Origin of the sequence: Shewanella aegiceratis (assembly GCF_019457495.1) — a bacterium.
GTDB lineage: Bacteria > Pseudomonadota > Gammaproteobacteria > Enterobacterales > Shewanellaceae > Shewanella > Shewanella loihica.
In genome coordinates this window covers 2172751-2193039 of record NZ_CP080416.1, presented here as the reverse complement: position 1 = coordinate 2193039, position 20289 = coordinate 2172751, and the positions used below count along the sequence as shown (strand labels likewise).

Sequence of the window (20289 nt, the reverse complement as noted above, 5' to 3'; positions counted from 1 at the left end):
GGCATTTGCGTAATAGATCGCCAATTCGCTGCATATCCGCCCTATTTGAACTTACTCACCAGTTCCGACATGGCGCTCACATCGTTAAGCAGTGACTCGTTGAGCTGGCTGAGACGATCGGACACCTCGTGGGTATTACGATAGATGTCGCTGATCTTCATCGCATTTTGGTTCACCTCTTCGGACACCGCCGATTGCTCGTGGGTTGCCGCCGCGATCTGCTCGTTCATGCTGTCGATGACGCTCACCTCGCTGACGATACGAATAAGCTCTTCACCGGCGCGCTTGGACTCGACCACACTGATCTCCGCCTTGTTGCGACCGCTTTCCATCGCCTTCACTGCGATCTTAGCGCCACGCTCCAGTCGTTCCGTCATGCTGCGAATATCTTCGGTGGAGGTCTGTGCCCGCTGGGCCAGACTGCGCACCTCATCGGCGACCACGGCGAAGCCACGGCCCATCTCGCCGGCGCGGGCTGCTTCGATGGCTGCGTTAAGCGCCAGCAGGTTAGTTTGCTCTGCGATACCGCTGATCACCCCAAGCACATCAACGATGCCTTTGATGTCTTCATCCAGGTTATTGATGGCCTGAGCCGCATCGGCGATCTCCTGAGCCAGTTCATTGATGGAATCTGCGGTACGTTCAACCTCCAGGCTGCCCTCTTTCGCCTCCTTGTTGGCCTGGGCCGAGGCTTCAGAGGCCTGCACCGCATTTTGGGCGATCTCTTGTACCGTGGCACTCATCTCTGTCATCGCCGAGGCAACCTGATCCACCTCGCTGTGACCCAAGGCCACATCTTCACGCATGATGCGGGCGCAGCCTTCCATTTCCTGGGACGCGGTGAGCAGACCCTGAGTATTGGTCCTCACCATACCAATCACCTTCTCGAAATCGGCCATCATGTGGTTAAAGGCAGAGCCCAGCTGCCCTATCTCATCCTTACCCTTAAGGTCGACCCGCACGCTGAGATCGTAATGTTTCTGCGACTCGGTCACCTTGTGATAAAGATGTCTGAGTGAGGCATGCAGGTAACGTCCGATAAACAGCGATAGCAAGATCACCACGAGGCCTGATACCAACATCAAGACGATAACACTCACCATCAACGACTTGGCATTGGCGAGCGCGCTGCGAGTATCGGTTAACAGATGATGAGACAGTTGACGCTCGAATTGACGCAGGGCGTCGATACGGGCGGTGGATTTGGCAAACCAGTCGGTAGAGCTCTGACCGCTCAGGGCGCCAGCGTCCTGGCTCATCGCCTTGTCACGCAGTGCATTGACCGCCATGAAGGTGGGCGAAGAGGCGACCTGCTGATAATCGGCGTTTACCTTATCGGTCGCCAAGGCTAAGAAACGCTCCTGATAGGTGTTCTGCTCTGAGACCAGATTGACAAACTTGAGGAACATACCGGGTTTAAAGGCGCTGTTACCAAAAGTGGAGCTTAGCACGGCGCGCTCGATACCGGCGCGCTCTTTCATCTGCAAATAGGCGGCAAAACTGGCCGACTCCACCGCGATCTGGCGGCTAGCCCCCTGTTGACTGGTCTGATCCACAATCGCCAACAGCAGGCCATTGAGCTTGGTGTAATAGGCCACCTCTTCCGGCACTGAGATGCTTAAGCTGTCGACCCTGCTGCGGATATCGCCCAGCTGGTTAATCATCTGATTGACCTGGCTCATCTGCTGGGCAAACGCCTTAGGCAGCTCATGGCTGGCCGTAAAGGCCTTGAAGTTATTAAGCTGCTCGTCACTCAACTGACGCTGCGTTGGCAGCTTATCGCCAAAACTCTTGCCTTTTGAGCCGAGAAAGCCGGCGCTCATGCCTCGCTCTTTTTGCAGCTCATGCACAAAATCACTGTTCACCACAGCCAGCTCGGAAAGAGTCTCTACCTGACTCAGTCCCTGATGCAGCTGATATTGGCCATAGACCACGAACAGACCGAAGAAAGTTGCCCCCAGAATAGGCGGCACTATCACCAGCAAAAGCTTATTTTTTATATTGAGATCACTGATCCATTGCATATTCATCTTGCGTTATCCCTAACCATCGCGGGTTGATAGAGTGGCGTTGCGTCACTTCATAGACAAGGCGCACTTAAGCCTTGCCCATTACCGTATTAACACTAGCATAAAAATCTGACGTTAAAGTAAAACTCGCCTAAAAACATGCACTAAAGGCATCAATAAAATGACACTATTCACTTTTTAACATGCCTTAAGCAGCCTCACAATGCCCATAAAGTCTAGTATAGCCGGGGCACTGTCTATCGACAGGCAACAAAAAAGCGCCCTAGTGGCGCTTTTAACGTTAGCAAAGTGTGCTAGCAGAAGCTGTTTAACGCCTAGGCGTTACCTTTAACCTGCATGTTCAACGTCTTGGCAAAATCCAGCATACGATCGAGCGGCAACAGCGCACGCTCTCTGAGCGATTCATCGACGAAGATCTCATGCTGCTCCGAACCATCGTTAAGCAATGCCGCTTCTATCGCCTTAAGGCCGTTCATCGCCATCCAAGGACAGTGGGCACAGCTACGACAGGTCGCGCCGTTACCGCCGGTGGGCGCCTCGATTAGGGTCTTGTTCGGCGCCGCCTGTTGCATCTTGTAGAAGATGCCCTTGTCGGTTGCCACGATAAAGGTGTCATTGTCCAGGGTCTGCGCCGCCTTGATCAGCTGACTGGTGGAGCCAACGGCATCGGCCATCTCGACCACGCTTGCCGGTGATTCGGGATGCACCAGCACTGCTGCATTGGGATACTGCTCTTTTAACTGACGCAGCGCCTTGGCCTTGAACTCATCGTGAACGATACACTCGCCCTGCCACATCAGCATGTCGGCGCCAGTCTGCTTGGCGATATAGCTTCCCAGGTGACGGTCAGGTCCCCAGATGATCTTCTTACCCTGACTGTCGAGATGCTCGACGATCTCAAGGGCGATACTCGAGGTCACTACCCAGTCGGCCCGCGCCTTAACGGCGGCCGAGGTGTTGGCATATACCACGACGGTATGGTCTGGATGGGCATCACAGAAGGCGCTAAAGGTGTCGATAGGACAGCCTACGTCCAGTGAGCAGGTGGCATCCAAAGTCGGCATAAGCACAGTCTTTTCCGGGCTTAAGATCTTAGAGGTCTCGCCCATAAACTTAACCCCGGCCACGATCAGCGTCTTGGCCGGATGGTCACGGCCGAAGCGGGCCATCTCTAGAGAGTCAGATACACAGCCGCCGGTCTCTTCCGCCAGCGCCTGGATCTCAGGATCGGTATAGTAGTGGGCCACCAAGACAGCCTCTTTCTCCTTCAACAGCTGCTTGATGCGCGCCTTGTAGGCCTGCTTCTCGCTATCGCTTAAGGGAATGGGCTTTGCTGGAAACGGATACTGAATATTTTCGATGCTTGGTGCTACTTGACTCATGCTCAAACCAAAGAGTGGGACTAATTAGCGGCATTATACTTAATCTGACGCCAAAGATTAACTCTGGATAAAAAAAAGAGCGCCAAATGGCGCTCTAATTACTGAACTGCTACATGCGATTAGTGCATCGCCAGTAACATCTCCTGTGGTGACTCGAGATACAGCTTCCACAGGTTGCAGAAGCGGGCTATGGTGCCGCCGTCTATCACACGGTGATCGCCAGACCAGCTGATCTGCATGATCTTACGGGCCTCGACCTCACCCTTATCGTTGAAGCGCGGCAGGGTCTGCAACTTTCCGAGGGCGACGATGGCCACCTCAGGCTTGTTGATAATAGGCGTTGCCACAGTACCGCCCAGGGCGCCGATATTTGAGATGGAGATACTGCCGCCCTTAAGGTCCGCCGGGCTGACACGACCGCTGCGGGCATCCTTGGTCAGGCGGGTAATTTCGGCCGCAACCTCAAGGATAGATTTTTGCTGCACATCCTTCACGTTTGGCACCAATAGACCCACCTTAGAGTCTACCGCCATGCCTATGTTGTGTGACGCCAGGAAGGTCTGCTCGGTGCAATCGTCGTTCACACGGCTGTTAATGCCAGGGAACTGAGTCAGCGCCAGCGACATCGCCTTCATGAAGAAAGGCATCATGGTCAGCTTGAGATCGTCGCTCGAGTAGCGCGCCTTCATCGATTCGCGAAGCGCAACCAGCTCGGTGAGATCCAGCTCTTCACAATAGGTGAAGTGCGGGATGGTAGAGACAGACTCTGTCATCATCTTGGCCATGACCGCCTTGACGCCGCGAATAGGCTCGACGCGATCGCCTGCTGAAACCGCTACAGGCTCTGCTGTTGGCTCGCTTTGGGTCTGTGCTTTCGCCGCCTTAGCCTTCACGGCTTCGCCGCTACGGAAGCGCTCGACATCTTCCTTATAGACTCGGCCATGTTTACCAGAACCCGGTACCAGGCTGAGATCGATATCATAGCTGCGCGCCAGACGACGCACGGCTGGGCTGGCCAGCGCCTTGCCATTACCTGCAGGGGCGTGCAGTTCAACCTCTTCATGGTCAACCGCAGCGGGAGCGCTATCTGCTACCGGCGCGGCAACGGCGCCCTCTTCGCTCTCTACCTCGATAGAGAAAAGCGGGGTGTGCACCTGCGCCAGCTGCCCCTTACGGTAATGAAGTTTAACCACCTTACCGCTCTTGATGGCCGGGATCTGCACCAGTGCCTTGTCGGTCATCACATCGGCGATAGGTTGGTCTTCCACCACCATGTCACCTTCGGCCACCAACCACTCTACCAACTCGCACTCGACGATCCCTTCACCGATATCAGGTAACAGGAACTCTTCGACACGTTTGCCGCCGACAACTTGCTGTGAATCAGATTGAACGACAGTTTCTTCATCTGCCGATTCTGTGGTCGCACCCTCTTCTAGCTCACCATCGATTTCCACCGAATAGAGCGGTTCGTGGACGATAGCTATGTCACCTTTCTTATAGTGAAGTTTTTTGATAACACCACCGTGAACCGCCGGGATCTGTACCAGCGCCTTGTCTGTCATCACGTCGGCAATGGGCTGATCTTCGGTGACGGTATCGCCTTCGGCAACCAACCACTCGACCAGCTCACACTCCACCACGCCCTCTCCAATATCGGGCAAAATAAAATCTTTAATCATGCCTGGGGCTCCTAGTATTTCATCGATGCTTTGATCGCTTCAAAGGTCTTGAGCGCATCAGGCATATATTCTTTCTCATGGATCAGCGGATATGGGGTATCCAGACCACATACGCGGCTAATTGGCGATTCCAGATAGAGGAAACACTCCTGCTGGATAGTCGCGGCGATTTCGCCGGCAAAGCCACCGGTCAGCGGCGCTTCATGGTTGATCACCAAGCGTCCGGTCTTCTTCACCGATGCCGCAACGGTATCAACGTCCCAAGGCGCTAGTGTGCGCAGGTCGATAACCTCACAAGAGATCCCCTTCTTGGCCGCCATCTTAGCCGCCTCTTCGACGATCTCCATTTGAGCGCCCCAGGCCAACACGGTAATGTCTGTACCTTCCTGAACCACTTCGGCCTTGCCCAGCTCAATCTCATAGGCTTCATCAGGCACCTCGCCCACGCTGGCGCGGTAGAGACGCTTTGGCTCGAAGAAGACCACAGGGTTCTTGTCACGAATCGAGGCAAGCAGCAGGCCCTTAGCCTGATAGGCGTTACGGGGCACGACCACCTTAAGACCCGGTGTCTGAGTGAAATACGCTTCTGGCGATTGCGAGTGGTAGTGACCACCGGCGATGCCGCCACCATAAGGGGTACGGTAGGTGATACCACCCACATTAAACTCGTTACCGCTGCGGTATCTGAACTTGGCAGACTCGTTTACGATCTGGTCGAACGCCGGGAAGATATAGTCGGCAAACTGGATCTCGGCAATGGCCGTCATGCCATTAGATGCCAGACCGTTGGCAAAACCAGCGATACCCTGCTCTGTCAGCGGCGTATTGAAACAACGATCGCGGCCAAACTTATCCTGTAGGCCCGAAGTAGCGCGAAATACCCCACCAAAATGGCCAACGTCTTCGCCGAAGATCACCGCCTTGTCGTCGGTTTCCATCGCAATGGTCAAGGCATCGTTGATGGCTTGTAACATATTAATCTTTGCCACGATTTAATCTCTCCCTGCGCTGCGTGGATAGGAATCAGGATATTTCTTGATGTGCTGCTTAAGCTCGGTCAGTTGCTGCTTGAGTCTCGGCGTCGGCTCGTCGAGGACATCTTCAATGATCTCGTCAATCTTAGGCGCTGGTAGCTTCTCGGCAACCTTCACTGCGGCCAGCACCTCTTCCCGGTACTTCTCATACATAGCCGCATCGTCACTCTCGGCGAGCCAGCCTTTGTTGATCAACCACAGTTTGAAGCGCTTAACCGGATCATGCTGCTGCCACTTGGCCTCTTCATCCTTAGAACGGTAGCCAGATGGGTCGTCCGAAGAGGAGTGAGCGCCAAGACGATAGGTCATGGCTTCGATCAGCACAGGTTTGTTGTGCTCCAACGCATAGGCTCTTGCCTGCTGGGTCGCGGCCATTACTGCCAGCATGTCGTTACCGTCCACGCGAATGGTGTGCATGCCATAGCCCACACCACGACTGGCGATACCGTTACCGGCAAATTGCTCGTTGGTCGGGGTCGAGATGGCGTAACCATTGTTACGACAGAAGAAGATAACTGGAGAGTTCAGCACTGCAGCCATGTTTAGACCAGCGTGGAAATCGCCCTCTGAGGCAGCGCCTTCACCGAAGTAGCAGATGGCAACGTTACGTTTGCCCTGCATCTTGAGGCTATAGCCAACACCCGTCGCCTGTGGGATCTGAGTGGCTAACGGCGATGAGATGGTCTGGTAATTGAGCGCCTCACAGCCGTAGTGGATCGGCATCTGACGGCCCTTACCCAGATCTTTCTCGTTACTGAACATCTGGTTCATAAACTGCTCAGTGGTAAAGCCACGATAGCGAATCGCCGCGTGCTCACGGTACTGGGCTAAAATAACATCGTCTTGATCCAGGGCGGCGACACTGCCGACCACGGCGGCTTCTTCACCGGTACAGGTCATGTAGAAGCTGATCCGTCCCTGACGCTGAGCGGCTAACATGCGCTCATCGAGTACTCGTGTGAACACACAAGTATCATAAATTTTGGCAGCCAAATCCTGATCGATCACGGGTAACACAGCATTTTCAAAGGTGGTACCGTCGGCTTGAAGGATCTTCAGGATCGGGATCGATAATGAATCCTTATCGAGAAAACTGACGCGATGGACAGTCTCTGTATTGCTCGTTGCGTTGCTCATACTATTCTCTTATCAGCTGAGTATTCTTGTTATCTGACTGCGAACAGCCTAAGTTGTTCACTATTCTCTATTATGACGCGGCCTTAAAGTTACGTTAACGTAAACTACCTAGCAAGCTATCACGGGGCGCGATTAGCAACTAGCTACCCTCACCCATGTATCGCTAGCTTTACAAGCCAGAGACTAAACCACGCGATAATCTTTGGCAGGCACTAAACACAGCACAGTGCGCTGGCCAACCGGCACATTGGCGTTGGGAAACACGATAGACTCAGATTCGGCCTCGACCTTAATCTCAGTCCCGCCATCCTTAGCCAATATATAACCTCTTGGAAACGCCGTAAAATTCTCTACGTCGTCGGCAAAGGTAAAGCTAAAGTCGTCAAACTGCTTGTTGATTGAGCGATTAACCTGGTAAAGATTCACCTGGCTCGGGTCAAACTCTCCGAGCTCGAGATCCCGGCCGCTTACCAGACGGGTCAACATCTCTTTCACCGCGATAAAGCGCGTCATATCGTTCTGCCCCATGGGCATCACCTTGCCAAGCTCTATGGTAAAGGCGTGGGCCTGATAACCGTGGGCCGAGAAGTAACTAAAGGTGGTCGTAGGTTCGTGGTGGAACAGCACTGTGTTGATGCCACAAGCGGCCAGGAACATGATCTGCTCACTGCTATAGGGCTCGCCATGGGGATAAGGGTAGATGGCAAACTTCTCATGCTTAGAGGCGCGAATTGCCGTGTGCAGGTCGTAGTGATAACGACTGCCGCCTTCTGGAGCAGCGTTGAAGAAGCGATCCACATACTGCTCCAGCTTCTTAGCACGGACCCGCTCGGCATTGCTCTCCCCCTTGGCATGGGCGCCGCTGAAGAGACGATTGAGGTTCTCTTCGACGAAACGTGTGCCATTGAGTATTGCAGGTGGGTTACCGATTAGAAACAGCAGGCGATGACGGGCGATCAGCGTCTCAGATAGTAGCGCAGTAATAAGCTGATCACACAGCTCGATAGGCGCCGTCTCGTTACCATGAACCGCCGACGAGAGCACTATGCTCTTAAGCGCATCTTCCTTTCCGTCTTGCTCGCTCTCTTGATTAGCTTCATGCGTAACGAGCGGCTCAAATTGGATGACGCCGGTATCCCATACCGACACCTGTGTGTGTTGCCCTAGGGTAAATTCAAACGCCTCGAGGCCGACAGGATTGTCTAGTGTCAATTGCAAAAAGTCTTTCGACAACATCAGGGTGTCTTGCACTGCAAACTCCTTACTGCATCACTACCACAGCGCCCACCTTGTAGGCCTGAAAGATAGCGACTCCTTGGATTTATTAGCATTATTATCAGTTGGCCAGCATAGTAACACTTAAGCGAGTCGACGACCACGCGGGCCAGTCGATCGCCGCATATTTTCCCTGTTGCATTCGTTAATCAGATAATACAGAATAAAGCCGTCTAGCCATCTAAACGTATAAAATTAACTGCGCTAGACGATTCGTTAGATAATTTAGACACTAGATAATTCGTTATCTAGATGAACAAAAGATAGATAAGCGTTAATCGAGAAGAGGTCGTACATGGCATTAGCAACATTTGGCGCAGGCTGTTTCTGGGGCGTAGAGTATTTTTTCAAGCAGATAGACGGCGTTACCTATGCCACCTGTGGCTATATGGGCGGTGACGACAAGGCGACCACCTATAAAGAGGTTAAGACGGGCACAACCGGGCACGCCGAGGTGGTACAGGTCGAGTTTGACGAGACCAAGGTGAGCTTCGACGATCTGCTGGCCGTGTTCTGGAGTAACCATAATCCCACCATGCTCAATATGCAGGGCGGCGATATCGGTAGCCAGTATCGCAGCGCCATCTTCTTCCACGACAAAACGCAGAAGGAACAGGCCGAAGCTTCAAAGTTAGCCCTCGCCCGCAGCGGTAAATGGGGGCTAAGACCCATAGTGACTGAGATAGTCCCAGTACTCACCTTCCATAAGGCGGAGGAGTATCATCAGAACTATCTGGAAAAGAACAACTTGCCTAGCTGTCACCTCACCTACTAGCACCGAGTTTTACATGCAGCCGATGCAAGTTGCGCCCACAAAAAAAGCCAGTGATTCACTGGCTTTTTTATTTTGTCTAAGTATTAAGCTGCTATGGAGTAACCGACCAAGGTTTAGTCAAGAGCAAGTTAGACCAGAGCGAGTTTGGCCAAACTTCGATTAGGCCAACAGCCGCTCTATCATCTGCTGGGCCTGCTCCAGCACCCTCTCGAGATGCGCCTCGCTGACAAAGCTTTCGCCATAGAGCTTAAACAACGCCTCTGTGCCCGATGGGCGCGCGGCGAACCAGGCTTTTTCGGTCACTACCTTGATGCCGCCGATAGTCGCGCCATTGCCCGGGGCATGGGTCAGCACCTCGAGGATGGCATCTCCCGCCATGGCTTCACAGCCAAGATCGCTGACATTCAGGGGCTCGCTCACCAACTGATTAAACTTAGCCTTACGCTTAGGGTTAACCGGCGAGTCGATACGCTTGTAGAAACTCTCGCCGTGACGCTCGACCATCTCGGCATAAAGCTTAGCAGGCGTCTTACCCACTACCGCCAGTATCTCTGCAGCCAGCAGCGCCAGGATGAAACCATCTTTATCGGTACACCAACTGCCGCCGTCACGACGTAGGAAGGCGGCGCCGGCACTCTCTTCACCGCCGAAGGCGAAGCTGGCATCGGCCAGGCCATCGACGAACCATTTAAAGCCTACCGGCACCTCACAGAGGCTACTCTGCTGCTCACGGCATACCTTGTCTATCATGGCGCTGGAGACCAGGGTCTTACCTATCTTAAGATCGGCCGACCACTGCGGGCGATGGGACAAGAGATATTCGATAGCCACCGCCAGATAATGATTAGGGTTCATCAGGCCGCTGCCTGGGCAGACGATACCGTGTCTGTCGTAATCGGGATCGTTACCGACACAGATATCGAAGGCATCCTGGTGGGCCAGCAGACCCGCCATGGCATAGGGCGACGAGCAGTCCATACGGATCTTGCCATCCTTATCCAGGGGCATAAAACCAAAGGCGGGATCGATGCGATCGTTCACTAGGGTAATATCCAGCCCATAGCGCTCGGCAATCTTGGCCCAATAGTGAATTCCTGAGCCGCCGAGGGGATCGACGCCGATACGAATACCGGCCTGCTTAATGGCCTGCATGTCAATCACCTGCTCGAGATCTTCGACATAATCCGCCATCAGGTCGCGCTCTTGAATAAGACTGGTCGTGACCGCTACTGAATAGGTCAGGCGCTTAACGCCTTCTAGCTGCTTGGCCAGATACTCGTTGGCGCGCTGCTCGACCCAGGCCGTGATGCCGCCTTCGGCCGGACCACCATGGGGGGGATTATATTTGATGCCACCATCTTGAGGCGGATTGTGAGATGGCGTGATGATAAGGCCATCGGTAAGCCCATAGGTAAGCCCAGCCCCCTGCACTCTGTTGGCCGCTATGATGGCATGGGACACCACTGGGGTCGGGGTATACTCATCGTTCTTAGCGACGATCACCTGTACGCCATTGGCGGTTAACACCTCAAGCGCCGTGACATAGGCCGCCTGAGACAGTGCATGGGTGTCGATACCGACGATCATCGGCCCCTTGATACCCGCCTCGATGCGGTGATCCACCACCGCCTGTACAATCGCCAGGATATGTTTTTCGTTGAAACTCTTATTAAAGGCACAGCCTCTGTGGCCCGAGGTGCCGAATGTGACCTTCTGCGCATCATTGGTCACATCCGGTGAGAGCCGATAGTAGTGGCTCATCAGTTTAGGAATATTAATCAAGTCCCTTTGTTGTGCCGGTTTACCGGCTCGCTCGTGTAGCGCCAAAATGTACTCCTAAGTGTCGGGTAGATTGAGCCTCAGTATCTCACTTAAATATGACCGATAATGGATTCAATCTGTTTTTCTTGCACGCCAAACTGACCTAATACTTCGCTTAGGATGGTGCGCTTCTTCGCCGTGTTGTTGTTGGTGGTGACCCAGAAGCCACTGTTACCAATCTCTTTCGGGTTGGCCGACTTGCTGGCCTTGAGTAGTGACTCTTTAGAGGTCGCAAAATAGAGACGATCGCGCCCCTGGATCTGCAGCACCTGGTCAAACTGATTAGGCGTCGCTTTATAGATAGCCTCTAAGGTAAACAGAAAACGGCCAACGGCGCCTTTTTGCTGGGCCAGTGCCCCCTTGTCGATCAAGGTCTCGGGATCGATACTTGCCGCCTGGTGAGATTGCGCCACCTCTTTATCAAGGCCTGGCTGGCTGATCTGCTTAGGCTGCTCCATGGCAACCGTCTCTACGTCAAGGCCGAGTAATCGTCGCAGGATCTCTGAAGCACTCTCTCCTATGCGCTCTGTCTTGCTGGCAATATGGCGATATAGCTCTTCATCAATCTCAATATATTTCATGACTAGAATCTTCCTTAGACGGTAAAGGTAATTAGGTTATTGTTATCGCGAACGCGATCCGCAGCAACTGATGCCAGATCCGTTCAAGTGTATGCTATCTTTCCCACAGGAATAAAGAGCGATCGCATTAAAAATCCACAACTTGGTTACAAGATCAATAAATTACGCCTCAAGTGCGCAAAAACCCGTCAGAGAATGGCGCGATCGCGCTTAATGCTGTCTTTTGCAGCGATTTACAGGCACAATTTGGGCAATTATTTTAACGCTTAACTTTCCAAGACCAGCCTTTCCATGACCAGCTTGAATTACACCCAATCGGGACAAGGTAGCCCGGTTATTCTTATCCACGGCCTGTTTGGCAACCTGGATAACCTAAAGACCTTAGGCAATGCACTCGAAGATCATCAAGTGATCCGCATCGACGTGCCAAACCATGGCCTCAGCCCACACTGGCCCAACATGGATTATCCCATGTTGGCCGAGGCTGTAATTGGTTTGATGGACGAACTCGAGCTGGGATCGGCGCACCTGGTCGGCCACTCTATGGGCGGCAAGATCGCCATGGCGACGGCCCTGCTTTATGGCGATCGCGTCAAGAGTCTGGTCGCGGCAGACATTGCGCCCGTCGCCTATCAGCCCAGGCATCAGACCGTGTTTGCAGGGCTAAGCAACCTAGATCTTAGCGCGCTGGCTAACCGCGCCGATGCGCAAAAGCAGCTGCTCGGTGCCGGTATTGATGAAGGTACGGCGCTGTTTCTGCTGAAAAACCTCACCAAGGATGAGCAAGGCTTTGCCTGGAAGATGAACCTGGCCGGTCTGAAATCCAGCTACGAGCACCTCATTGGTTGGCCGCTGGCAGATAGAGCCTACACTGGCCCTAGCCTGTGCATTCGCGGCGCCGACTCAGACTATGTCACCGCGGCGCACCGCCAGGCGTTCCTATCTCAGTTTCCCAAGATCCAAGCCAAGTCACTGGCTGGCACAGGTCATTGGTTACACGCACAAAAACCGGCTATTTTCAATCGCATCGTCGCCGAGTTTATCGCAGAAAATGACTGAATCTTGTCTGTAAAGCGTGTAGCAGATATCGCTTAACTATGGTATATTCGCGCCTCTTTTTTTAGCCTGAGGGAACGCAGCATGTTATCTCAGTATATGGAACAGATAGAGGCAGTTGGCTTAAACCTGTTCTTTGCGGCGATATTTTTCTTTATTGGTATGGCAATACATGACGTGCTCAAACAGGGAAATGTCCCTAAATTTGGCCGCTATATTGTTTGGTTAGTATTATTTCTCGGCTGTGCCGGGTTTATAGCTAAGGGCTTGATCCAACTCTCTTGGGAGAGCTCTGGCATAGGTTAAATGAACATTCGATGGCAAAAGAATCTTCAGACAGAACAACGATAGACCTGTTTGCAACGGAGAAACGCCGAGGACGCCCTCGCAGCAATCCCCTTCCCCGGGAGCAACAACTAAAGGTCAATAAGCGAAATCAGATCCAGCGCGACAGAGCCGCAGGATTAAAACGAATAGAGTTAAAGGTGTCACAAGATTTATACGACGCCTTGAATGAAAAGGCTTTGGCCAGTAACATCAGCCGCAGCCAATTAATCGAATCGATACTGCTTAAGCAGGTCAGAAGCTGATCTTAAGTGGTATTGAAACAAACGTCAGTGAACTAGATAAAGGAAAGACAATGGCAACTGTAGGTCTTTTTTTCGGCAGTGATACAGGTAATACCGAAGCCGTCGCCAAAATGATCCAGAAGAAACTGGGTAAGAAGATGGTCGACGTTAAGGATATCGCTAAGAGTACCAAAGAACAGATTGCAGAATATGATCTGCTGCTATTCGGTATCCCGACCTGGTATTACGGTGAAGCCCAATGCGATTGGGACGATTTCTTCCCTGAATTAGAACAGATCGATTTCGACGGTAAACTAGTCGCTATCTTTGGTTGTGGTGACCAGGAAGACTACGCCGAGTATTTCCTCGATGCCATGGGCATGGTTAACGAGATCGTTGAGGCGCGCGGCGCCGTGGTTATCGGTCACTGGCCAACCGACGGCTACGACTTCGAAGCCTCTAAAGGCATGGCCGACGATAAGCACTTCGTGGGTCTGGGTATCGACGAAGATCGTCAACCTGAGCTGACCGAAGAGCGTGTCGATGCCTGGGTTAAGCAGATCTACGAAGAGATGTGCCTGGCAGAGCTGGAAGACTAATCTTTCGGCCACATCAGTATAAAAAGCGGCGAATAGCCGCTTTTTTTAGCACTGATACATTGGCCCTGATATATGAGCCCTAATATATTAGCCCGTTTGCAAGACTTAACCCTCGCCTTTGCGAAGCAAGAATGGCGAAGGCACAATGGCAAAGGGATAGTGGCGAAGAAATAAGTCGCGTTAAACACTCCCCGAGTAATAGAGAACCCAAATTAGCTAACCCCATGCAGAGTCAAACACACGCCACCCACTGGGATATCTTCTGCGCCGTCGTCGATAACTATGGCGATATTGGCGTCACCTGGCGTCTGGCCAAACAGTTAGCAAAAGAATATGGATTGGCCATCACCCTATGGGTGGATGACTTAGCCAGTTTTGCCCATATCTTGCCAAAGCTGGACCCTTTATGTACTAACCAAAACTTCGAGGGCGTCTGCATCAAACAATGGGACGCGCCGCTAAGCCAGGAGTATCTGCCGGGCGAGGTGCTTATCGAGGCCTTTGCCTGTGAACTGCCCCCCGAGGTGCTCGGCAAGATAGCTGCGCTACATCAAGGCGGTTACAAGGTGCCCGTCTGGCTAAACCTTGAGTATCTGAGCGCCGAAGATTGGGTCGAGGGCTGCCACGGCCTCCCCTCATTGCAGCGCAGTGGCCTGAAGAAGCAGTTTTATTTTCCAGGTTTCACAGAAAAGACTGGCGGCCTCATCTGCGAAGCGGATCTGCTGGAGCGCCGTCAAATGTGGCAGGAAAACAAGGAGCGACAAGGCTATTTTGAGGCTCTGGGCTTAAGCGGCATAGAGGCCGATGATACCGTCATCAGTCTGTTTAGCTATGAAACCGAAAGTCTCAATGCCCTATGCCGCCTTTGGCAAGATGGTGAAAGGCAAGTGCATTTGTTAGTGCCTATCGGCCGCAGCCTCAATAGCTTGGGAGCCTTCATCGACCAGCAGCAGGCTTTGACACCTGGAAGCCGTTTTCACCATGGCAAGCTGACCATACATCTGCTACCGATGACAGATCAGCAGGGTTACGATCGCCTGCTATGGAGCTGTGACTTCAACATAGTGCGCGGTGAAGACTCCTTCCTGCGCGCCCAATGGGCGGCGAAACCCTTTATCTGGCATATCTATCCCCAGGAAGAAGACTATCACCTGATAAAATTAGAAGCCTTTATGGCACTTTATTGTCATAATCTGGCCCCAGAAATCGCCAGCGCCTGGAAAAAGCTCAATATCGGCTTTAACCAAGGCAAGCAGGAAAGCCTGCTTTCCCTGTGGCAACAAGTAGATCACGCGCATTTGGTCCTCACGCAACATGCACAAGATTGGCCGAATGAAGCATTAAATGATGCAGATCTTGCAACACGACTAGTTCAATTCGTTAAAAATAGCTAAGATACTGCGTTGAAATAGAAACACCCTAAAATATAGGAAATAGAGAAATGAAAACTGCTCATGAAATCCGTCCAGGTAACGTGATCATGTTAGATGGCAGCCCATGGGTTGTTCAAAAGACTGAAACAACTCGTTCAGGCCGTAACGCGGCTATCGTTAAGATGAAGCTGAAGAACCTACTTCAAGAATCATCTACCGAAACCACCTTTAAGGGTGAAGACAAGATGGAAGATATCATTCTAGACCGTCTTGATTGTACTTATTCTTACTTCGCCGATCCTATGTATGTCTTCATGGATGCCGAATACAACCAGTACGACGTTGAAGCCGACAACCTAGGCGATGCAGCTGCTTACATCGTTGACGGTATGGAAGAACAGTGCCAGGTAACTTTCTACGAAGGTAAGGCTATCTCTGTTGAACTACCAACCACAGTAGTACGTGAAGTGACCTACACTGAGCCTTCAGCTCGTGGCGACACCTCAGGTAAAGTTATGAAGCCTGCCACTATCGCTGGTGGTGCAACCCTGAGCGTTGCAGACTTCGTTAAGACTGGTGACCTGATCGAGATCGACACTCGTACACACGAGTTCAAGAAGCGCGCTTAAACAAGCCGTTAACTCGATAATAAAAGCCAGCGTAATTCGCTGGCTTTTTTGTGCCTTAAGCTGACAAAAGCAGTGATAACAACTACCAACAGCAAACACGTCAGAATAAAACTCCGATTTTATTTTTAACAAATAACCTATTCAGCATTTTCCTCTAAAAATATTTCCTAAATTGCAGCAAAGCCCCTTTTAAACAATACTTTTTTTCGTTATTGTTCGATAACTTACGAGCTTAGACACAATCAGCTTTTTTCTTTACCGGCTATCACGAGGTTTCGATGCGCCCTATCATTAAATCCAATAAACTCGACACCGTCTGTTACGACATCCGCGGGCCTGTCCATAAGGAAGCCAGGCGCCTGGAAGATGAAGGCCATCGCATCCTTAAGCTCAACATAGGTAACCCGGCCCCCTTCGGTTTCGAGGCCCCGGAAGAGATAGTGCGCGACGTTATCCTCAACCTACCCAGCGCCCAGGGCTACAGCGAATCCAAGGGGCTGTTCTCCGCGCGCAAGGCGATCGTGCAGCACTACCAGAGCCTGGGGCTATTTGGCGTCGATATCGAGGATATCTACATAGGCAACGGCGTGTCGGAACTCATCGTGATGGCGATGCAGGGCCTGCTCAACAGTGACGATGAGGTGCTGGTGCCCTCTCCCGACTATCCCCTGTGGACGGCGGCGGTACATCTCTCCGGAGGCAAGGCGCAGCACTATCGCTGCGATGAAGAATCAGACTGGTTTCCCGATCTCGACGATATTAAATCTAAGATTAGCAGCCGCACCCGCGGCATAGTGCTGATCAATCCCAACAACCCAACCGGCGCCGTCTACTCCCGCGAGCTACTGCTGGAGATCATCGAGCTATGCCGTCAGCACGACATCATCTTGTTTGCAGACGAGATCTACGACAAGATCCTCTACGATGGTGCGGTGCACATTCCAGCAGCGACGCTGTCGGATGATATTCTGACCGTGACCTTCAATGGTCTCTCCAAGTCATACCGCGCCGCGGGCTTTCGCGTCGGCTGGATGATGCTCTCGGGTAACCTCAAGGCCGCTAAGAGCTATATCGAAGGCTTGGACATGCTGGCCTCCATGCGTCTGTGCTCCAACGTCCCCAATCAGCATGCGATTCAGACCGCGCTGGGCGGCTATCAGAGCATCAACGAGCTTGTGGCCCCCGAGGGAAGACTCACGCTGCAGCGCAACACTTGCTATGAACTACTCAACCAGATCCCAGGCGTAAGCTGTAAGAAACCTAAGGGCGCGCTGTACGCCTTCCCTAAGCTGGATGCCAAGAAGTTTAACCTGAGGGATGACGAGCGATTGGTGCTGGATCTACTCAAAGAGAAGAAGATCTTACTGGTACAAGGCACCGCCTTTAACTGGCCAGAGCCGGATCATCTCAGGGTGGTCTTCCTGCCCCACAAGGAAGATCTGCACAAGGCACTGGTGGAGTTCGGTGAATTCCTCACCAGCTACAGCCAATAAGCTTTCTAGCGGTAACTAAGCAAAGAAAAGGCGATCTCAGGATCGCTTTTTTTATCTTTAAGGCCCTGTTTCTATTTACTTGCCCTGTGTTACTGTTAAAGCAACTTAGCAACAGGGATAGCAGTATGAGTCATTTGTTCGCCCACCTGGCCAGGATGAAGTTGATCCAACGCTGGCCGCTCATGTACAACGTCCGCCCGGAAAACGTGCAGGAACATTCGCTACAGGTCGCCATGGTGGCCCACGCCTTAGCCATCATTGCCAATAAAAAATTCAACAAGCAGCTTAGCCCGGAGCGCGCCGCCACCCTGGCGATTTTTCACGATGCCAGCGAGATCCTCACCGGCGATCTGCCCACTCCCGTCAAATATTTCAATAAGGAGATCGAGGCCGAGTACAAGAAGATAGAGGCGATTGCCGAGCGCAGGCTGCTGGAGATGGTGCCCGAAGAGTTTCAAGAAGATTACCGGGACCTTTTACTGAGCGACCAGGCCGACGAGGAGTACAAGCAGCTGGTGAAATCCGCCGATACCCTGTGCGCCTACCTCAAATGCCTGGAGGAGCAGACGGCCGGCAACCATGAGTTCAATACCGCCAAGCGCCGCCTCACCGAATCCCTCGGCAAAAATCCGGATCCGGCGGTAAAATATTTTATCGATACCTTTATTCCCAGCTTCGAGCTAAATCTCGACGAGATCAATCGCCTGCTATAGCACTAAAGGCTGGCAAAGAGGAGAGCATATGACATCGGCCATCTGGCATGAAAGACGCTTGGGCGAAGATAAACTCAGGCGCAACGACCATCGCAGCCCCTATCAGCGCGATCGCGCCCGCATTCTGCACTCGGCCGCCTTCAGACGTTTACAGGCCAAGACACAGGTACTGGGTGTCGGCATGAACGACTTCTATCGCACCCGCCTCACCCACTCGCTCGAGGTGTCGCAGATAGGCACAGGGATCTGCGCCCAACTCAAACAGAAATACCCGGACTTGCATCATCTGCTCGACTCCATGAGCCTGATAGAATCCCTCTGTCTGGCCCACGACATAGGCCATCCCCCCTTTGGTCACGGCGGTGAGGTCGCGCTCAACTATATGATGCGTAGCGACGGCGGCTTCGAGGGCAACGGACAAACCTTCAGGATCCTCACCGCACTTGAGCCCTATACCCAGCACTTCGGCATGAACCTCACCCGGCGCACCTTGCTGGGGATCCTCAAATATCCCGCCAGCCACAATGAACTGTATCAGTCCCAGCCAAGGCCAGAGGTCGACAGCTATCGTCAGCTTAAGCCAAGCCAGTGGCGTCCGGTTAAAGGGATCTTCTTTGAGGACAAGCCAGTGCTCGACTGGGTACTCGAGCCGCTATCGACCCAAGACAGAGAGCGGTTCGTCTCGGCAGAGCCCGGAGCAAGAGATCAACACAGACGCACCCGATATAAGTCGCTCGACTGCTCCATCATGGAGCTGGCGGACGATACCGCCTATGCCATTCACGATCTCGAAGATGCCATCGTCATGGGAATCGTCACCCAGGCCATGTGGCAGCAAGATGTGGCCAGCCTGCTAGCGGGCAGCGACGATGAATGGATTGCCAAGGAGTTCGCCACCATAGGCGATAAGCTGTTTGCGCTGGAAAATCACCTGCGCAAAGACGCCATCGGTACCCTGGTTAACGGTTTCGTCACCGCCATATTGATCGATGAAAACCCCAATTTTTGCGAGCCGCTACTCAGATATAACGCCCGCCTGGAGCCTCCCTTCGCCGAGGCGCTCCATGTGCTTAAGCAGTTTGTCTATAAGCGGGTGATCCGCAAACCCGAGATCCAGATGTTGGAATACAAGGGCCAGCAGATAGTGATGGAGCTGTTCGAGGCCTTCGCCTCGGATCCCGAGCGTCTGTTACCGCTCAACACCCAGGAGCGCTGGCAACAGATGGCCCAGCAAGAAGGCAACTGCAACCGGGTGATCGCCGACTATATCTCGGGAATGACAGATGAGTTTGCCGCCCGCCTGCACCAACATCTGTTTAGTGCCAAGGCGGGATCGCTGATTGATCTGCAGTAAGCCCAACGCAATCGCCCCATAAAAAATAGGCATAAAAAAACGCGCACCAGGCGCGTTTTTCTTATTCAGAGGTTTTTTCCAAAGCTGGTCAGCTGCCTATCAGGCTGGGGAACAAGCCCTTGAAACCGGCCGCCATCACCTCGATACCGATAGAGAGCATCAGCAGACCCATGAGACGGGTGATCACGTTAATGCCCGTCTTACCCAGCAACTTGAAGATCACCGGCGCCATACGAAACAGGGTGAAGCTGGTGAGGCCGAAGATCACCACTGTGATCGACATGCCAATAAGGTCGCTAAAGGTGTTGTGCTGCGCCGCCGAGACGATCACCGAGCTGATTGCGCCAGGCCCGGCCATCAGTGGCAAGGCTAGAGGCACTACGGCAACCGACTCCATGCCCGACGCCTCCCTGTCTTCTTCCTGGTTACGCTTCACCTCGCCCAGCTTACCTTGCAGCATGGACATGGCGATGATGGCGATCAGGGTACCGCCGGCAATTCTAAACGCCGACAGCGAGATACTAAACATGTTGAGGATATGCTGGCCGGCGATGATGGTCACAAGCAAGATCACCACCACGGCAAAGTTGGCGACCTTGCCAGTATGGTTGCGCTCCGCTTCCGTCTGGTGACTGGTCAGACTCACAAACACGGGCAGCAAACCTATGGGGTTGATTATCGCTACCAAGCCAAGAAAAAATTTAACATAAAGTGTTAAATCCAATGTCATCTCCTCAAGTGACGTTATAGTCGGTTAAAAAGCAGTATGGTTGAAAAACGCTTACT

Annotated in this window: 19 protein-coding genes; 10 read left to right on the top strand and 9 right to left on the bottom strand. The window is 52.7% G+C overall.

The window, feature by feature from the left end; translation table 11 throughout:
• Nucleotides 1-41 precede the first annotated feature (41 nt).
• The 6 genes from K0H80_RS09805 to astE form a co-directional block, all read right to left on the bottom strand.
• Nucleotides 42-2030, bottom strand: coding sequence for a methyl-accepting chemotaxis protein (locus K0H80_RS09805; RefSeq protein ID WP_220073838.1), 1989 nt, complete (start codon nt 2028-2030; stop codon nt 42-44).
• A 314-nt stretch (nt 2031-2344) separates the two neighbouring features.
• The gene (gene nadA, locus K0H80_RS09800) at nt 2345-3412 is read right to left on the bottom strand and encodes a quinolinate synthase NadA (protein ID WP_220073837.1); all 1068 of its coding nucleotides are present in this window, start codon (nt 3410-3412) and stop codon (nt 2345-2347) included.
• A 119-nt stretch (nt 3413-3531) separates the two neighbouring features.
• Nucleotides 3532-5094 (bottom strand): dihydrolipoyllysine-residue acetyltransferase, encoded by a 1563-nt coding sequence (locus tag K0H80_RS09795; protein ID WP_220073836.1) that lies wholly within the window; start codon nt 5092-5094, stop codon nt 3532-3534.
• 11 nt (nt 5095-5105) lie between these two features.
• A complete protein-coding gene (locus K0H80_RS09790; protein ID WP_011865724.1) occupies nt 5106-6083 on the bottom strand; it encodes an alpha-ketoacid dehydrogenase subunit beta in 978 nt (325 codons plus the stop codon).
• A 3-nt stretch (nt 6084-6086) separates the two neighbouring features.
• The gene (locus tag K0H80_RS09785) at nt 6087-7265 is read right to left on the bottom strand and encodes a thiamine pyrophosphate-dependent dehydrogenase E1 component subunit alpha (protein ID WP_220073835.1); all 1179 of its coding nucleotides are present in this window, start codon (nt 7263-7265) and stop codon (nt 6087-6089) included.
• Nucleotides 7266-7448: 183 nt separating this feature from the next.
• Entirely contained in the window at nt 7449-8501 is a 1053-nt protein-coding gene (astE, locus tag K0H80_RS09780) for a succinylglutamate desuccinylase (protein ID WP_434086646.1), read from the bottom strand.
• Between the two features lie 334 nt (nt 8502-8835).
• Between astE and msrA the strand changes: the two genes are divergently transcribed.
• Nucleotides 8836-9315 (top strand): peptide-methionine (S)-S-oxide reductase MsrA, encoded by a 480-nt coding sequence (gene msrA / locus K0H80_RS09775; protein WP_220073833.1) that lies wholly within the window; start codon nt 8836-8838, stop codon nt 9313-9315.
• A gap of 159 nt (nt 9316-9474) precedes the next feature.
• Here the strand turns inward: msrA and pgm are convergent, their stop codons facing one another.
• Nucleotides 9475-11142, bottom strand: coding sequence for a phosphoglucomutase (alpha-D-glucose-1,6-bisphosphate-dependent) (gene pgm / locus K0H80_RS09770; RefSeq protein ID WP_220073832.1), 1668 nt, complete (start codon nt 11140-11142; stop codon nt 9475-9477).
• 44 nt (nt 11143-11186) lie between these two features.
• A complete protein-coding gene (seqA, locus tag K0H80_RS09765; protein WP_220045131.1) occupies nt 11187-11717 on the bottom strand; it encodes a replication initiation negative regulator SeqA in 531 nt (176 codons plus the stop codon).
• A 300-nt stretch (nt 11718-12017) separates the two neighbouring features.
• Here seqA and K0H80_RS09760 point away from each other — a divergent pair, with 300 nt between their 5' ends.
• From K0H80_RS09760 to K0H80_RS09720, 9 genes are all read left to right on the top strand, one after another.
• Nucleotides 12018-12776, top strand: a complete 759-nt coding sequence (locus K0H80_RS09760; protein WP_491572526.1) for an alpha/beta fold hydrolase — start codon at nt 12018-12020, stop codon at nt 12774-12776.
• Between the two features lie 81 nt (nt 12777-12857).
• Nucleotides 12858-13079 carry a DUF2788 domain-containing protein gene (locus tag K0H80_RS09755; RefSeq protein WP_011865717.1) on the top strand — a complete coding sequence of 74 codons (222 nt, stop codon included), beginning with the start codon at nt 12858-12860 and terminating at the stop codon, nt 13077-13079.
• An 11-nt stretch (nt 13080-13090) separates the two neighbouring features.
• The gene (ybfE, locus tag K0H80_RS09750) at nt 13091-13363 is read left to right on the top strand and encodes a LexA regulated protein (protein WP_011865716.1); all 273 of its coding nucleotides are present in this window, start codon (nt 13091-13093) and stop codon (nt 13361-13363) included.
• Nucleotides 13364-13413: 50 nt separating this feature from the next.
• The gene (gene fldA / locus K0H80_RS09745; protein WP_011865715.1) at nt 13414-13941 is read left to right on the top strand and encodes a flavodoxin FldA; all 528 of its coding nucleotides are present in this window, start codon (nt 13414-13416) and stop codon (nt 13939-13941) included.
• A gap of 224 nt (nt 13942-14165) precedes the next feature.
• Complete coding sequence (earP, locus tag K0H80_RS09740; protein WP_220073830.1) at nt 14166-15335, top strand: elongation factor P maturation arginine rhamnosyltransferase EarP; 1170 nt, start codon at nt 14166-14168, stop codon at nt 15333-15335.
• A 47-nt stretch (nt 15336-15382) separates the two neighbouring features.
• The gene (gene efp / locus K0H80_RS09735) at nt 15383-15943 is read left to right on the top strand and encodes an elongation factor P (RefSeq protein WP_011865713.1); all 561 of its coding nucleotides are present in this window, start codon (nt 15383-15385) and stop codon (nt 15941-15943) included.
• Between the two features lie 278 nt (nt 15944-16221).
• A complete protein-coding gene (locus K0H80_RS09730) occupies nt 16222-17436 on the top strand; it encodes a pyridoxal phosphate-dependent aminotransferase (RefSeq protein ID WP_220073829.1) in 1215 nt (404 codons plus the stop codon).
• A 125-nt stretch (nt 17437-17561) separates the two neighbouring features.
• On the top strand, nt 17562-18149 hold the full coding sequence (gene yfbR, locus K0H80_RS09725) for a 5'-deoxynucleotidase (protein WP_220073828.1): 588 nt from the start codon (nt 17562-17564) through the stop codon (nt 18147-18149).
• A gap of 28 nt (nt 18150-18177) precedes the next feature.
• A complete protein-coding gene (locus tag K0H80_RS09720; protein ID WP_220073827.1) occupies nt 18178-19503 on the top strand; it encodes an anti-phage deoxyguanosine triphosphatase in 1326 nt (441 codons plus the stop codon).
• Between the two features lie 88 nt (nt 19504-19591).
• Here K0H80_RS09720 and K0H80_RS09715 read toward each other — a convergent pair whose 3' ends face one another.
• Nucleotides 19592-20227, bottom strand: a complete 636-nt coding sequence (locus K0H80_RS09715; RefSeq protein ID WP_041406624.1) for a YchE family NAAT transporter — start codon at nt 20225-20227, stop codon at nt 19592-19594.
• Nucleotides 20228-20289 lie beyond the last annotated feature (62 nt).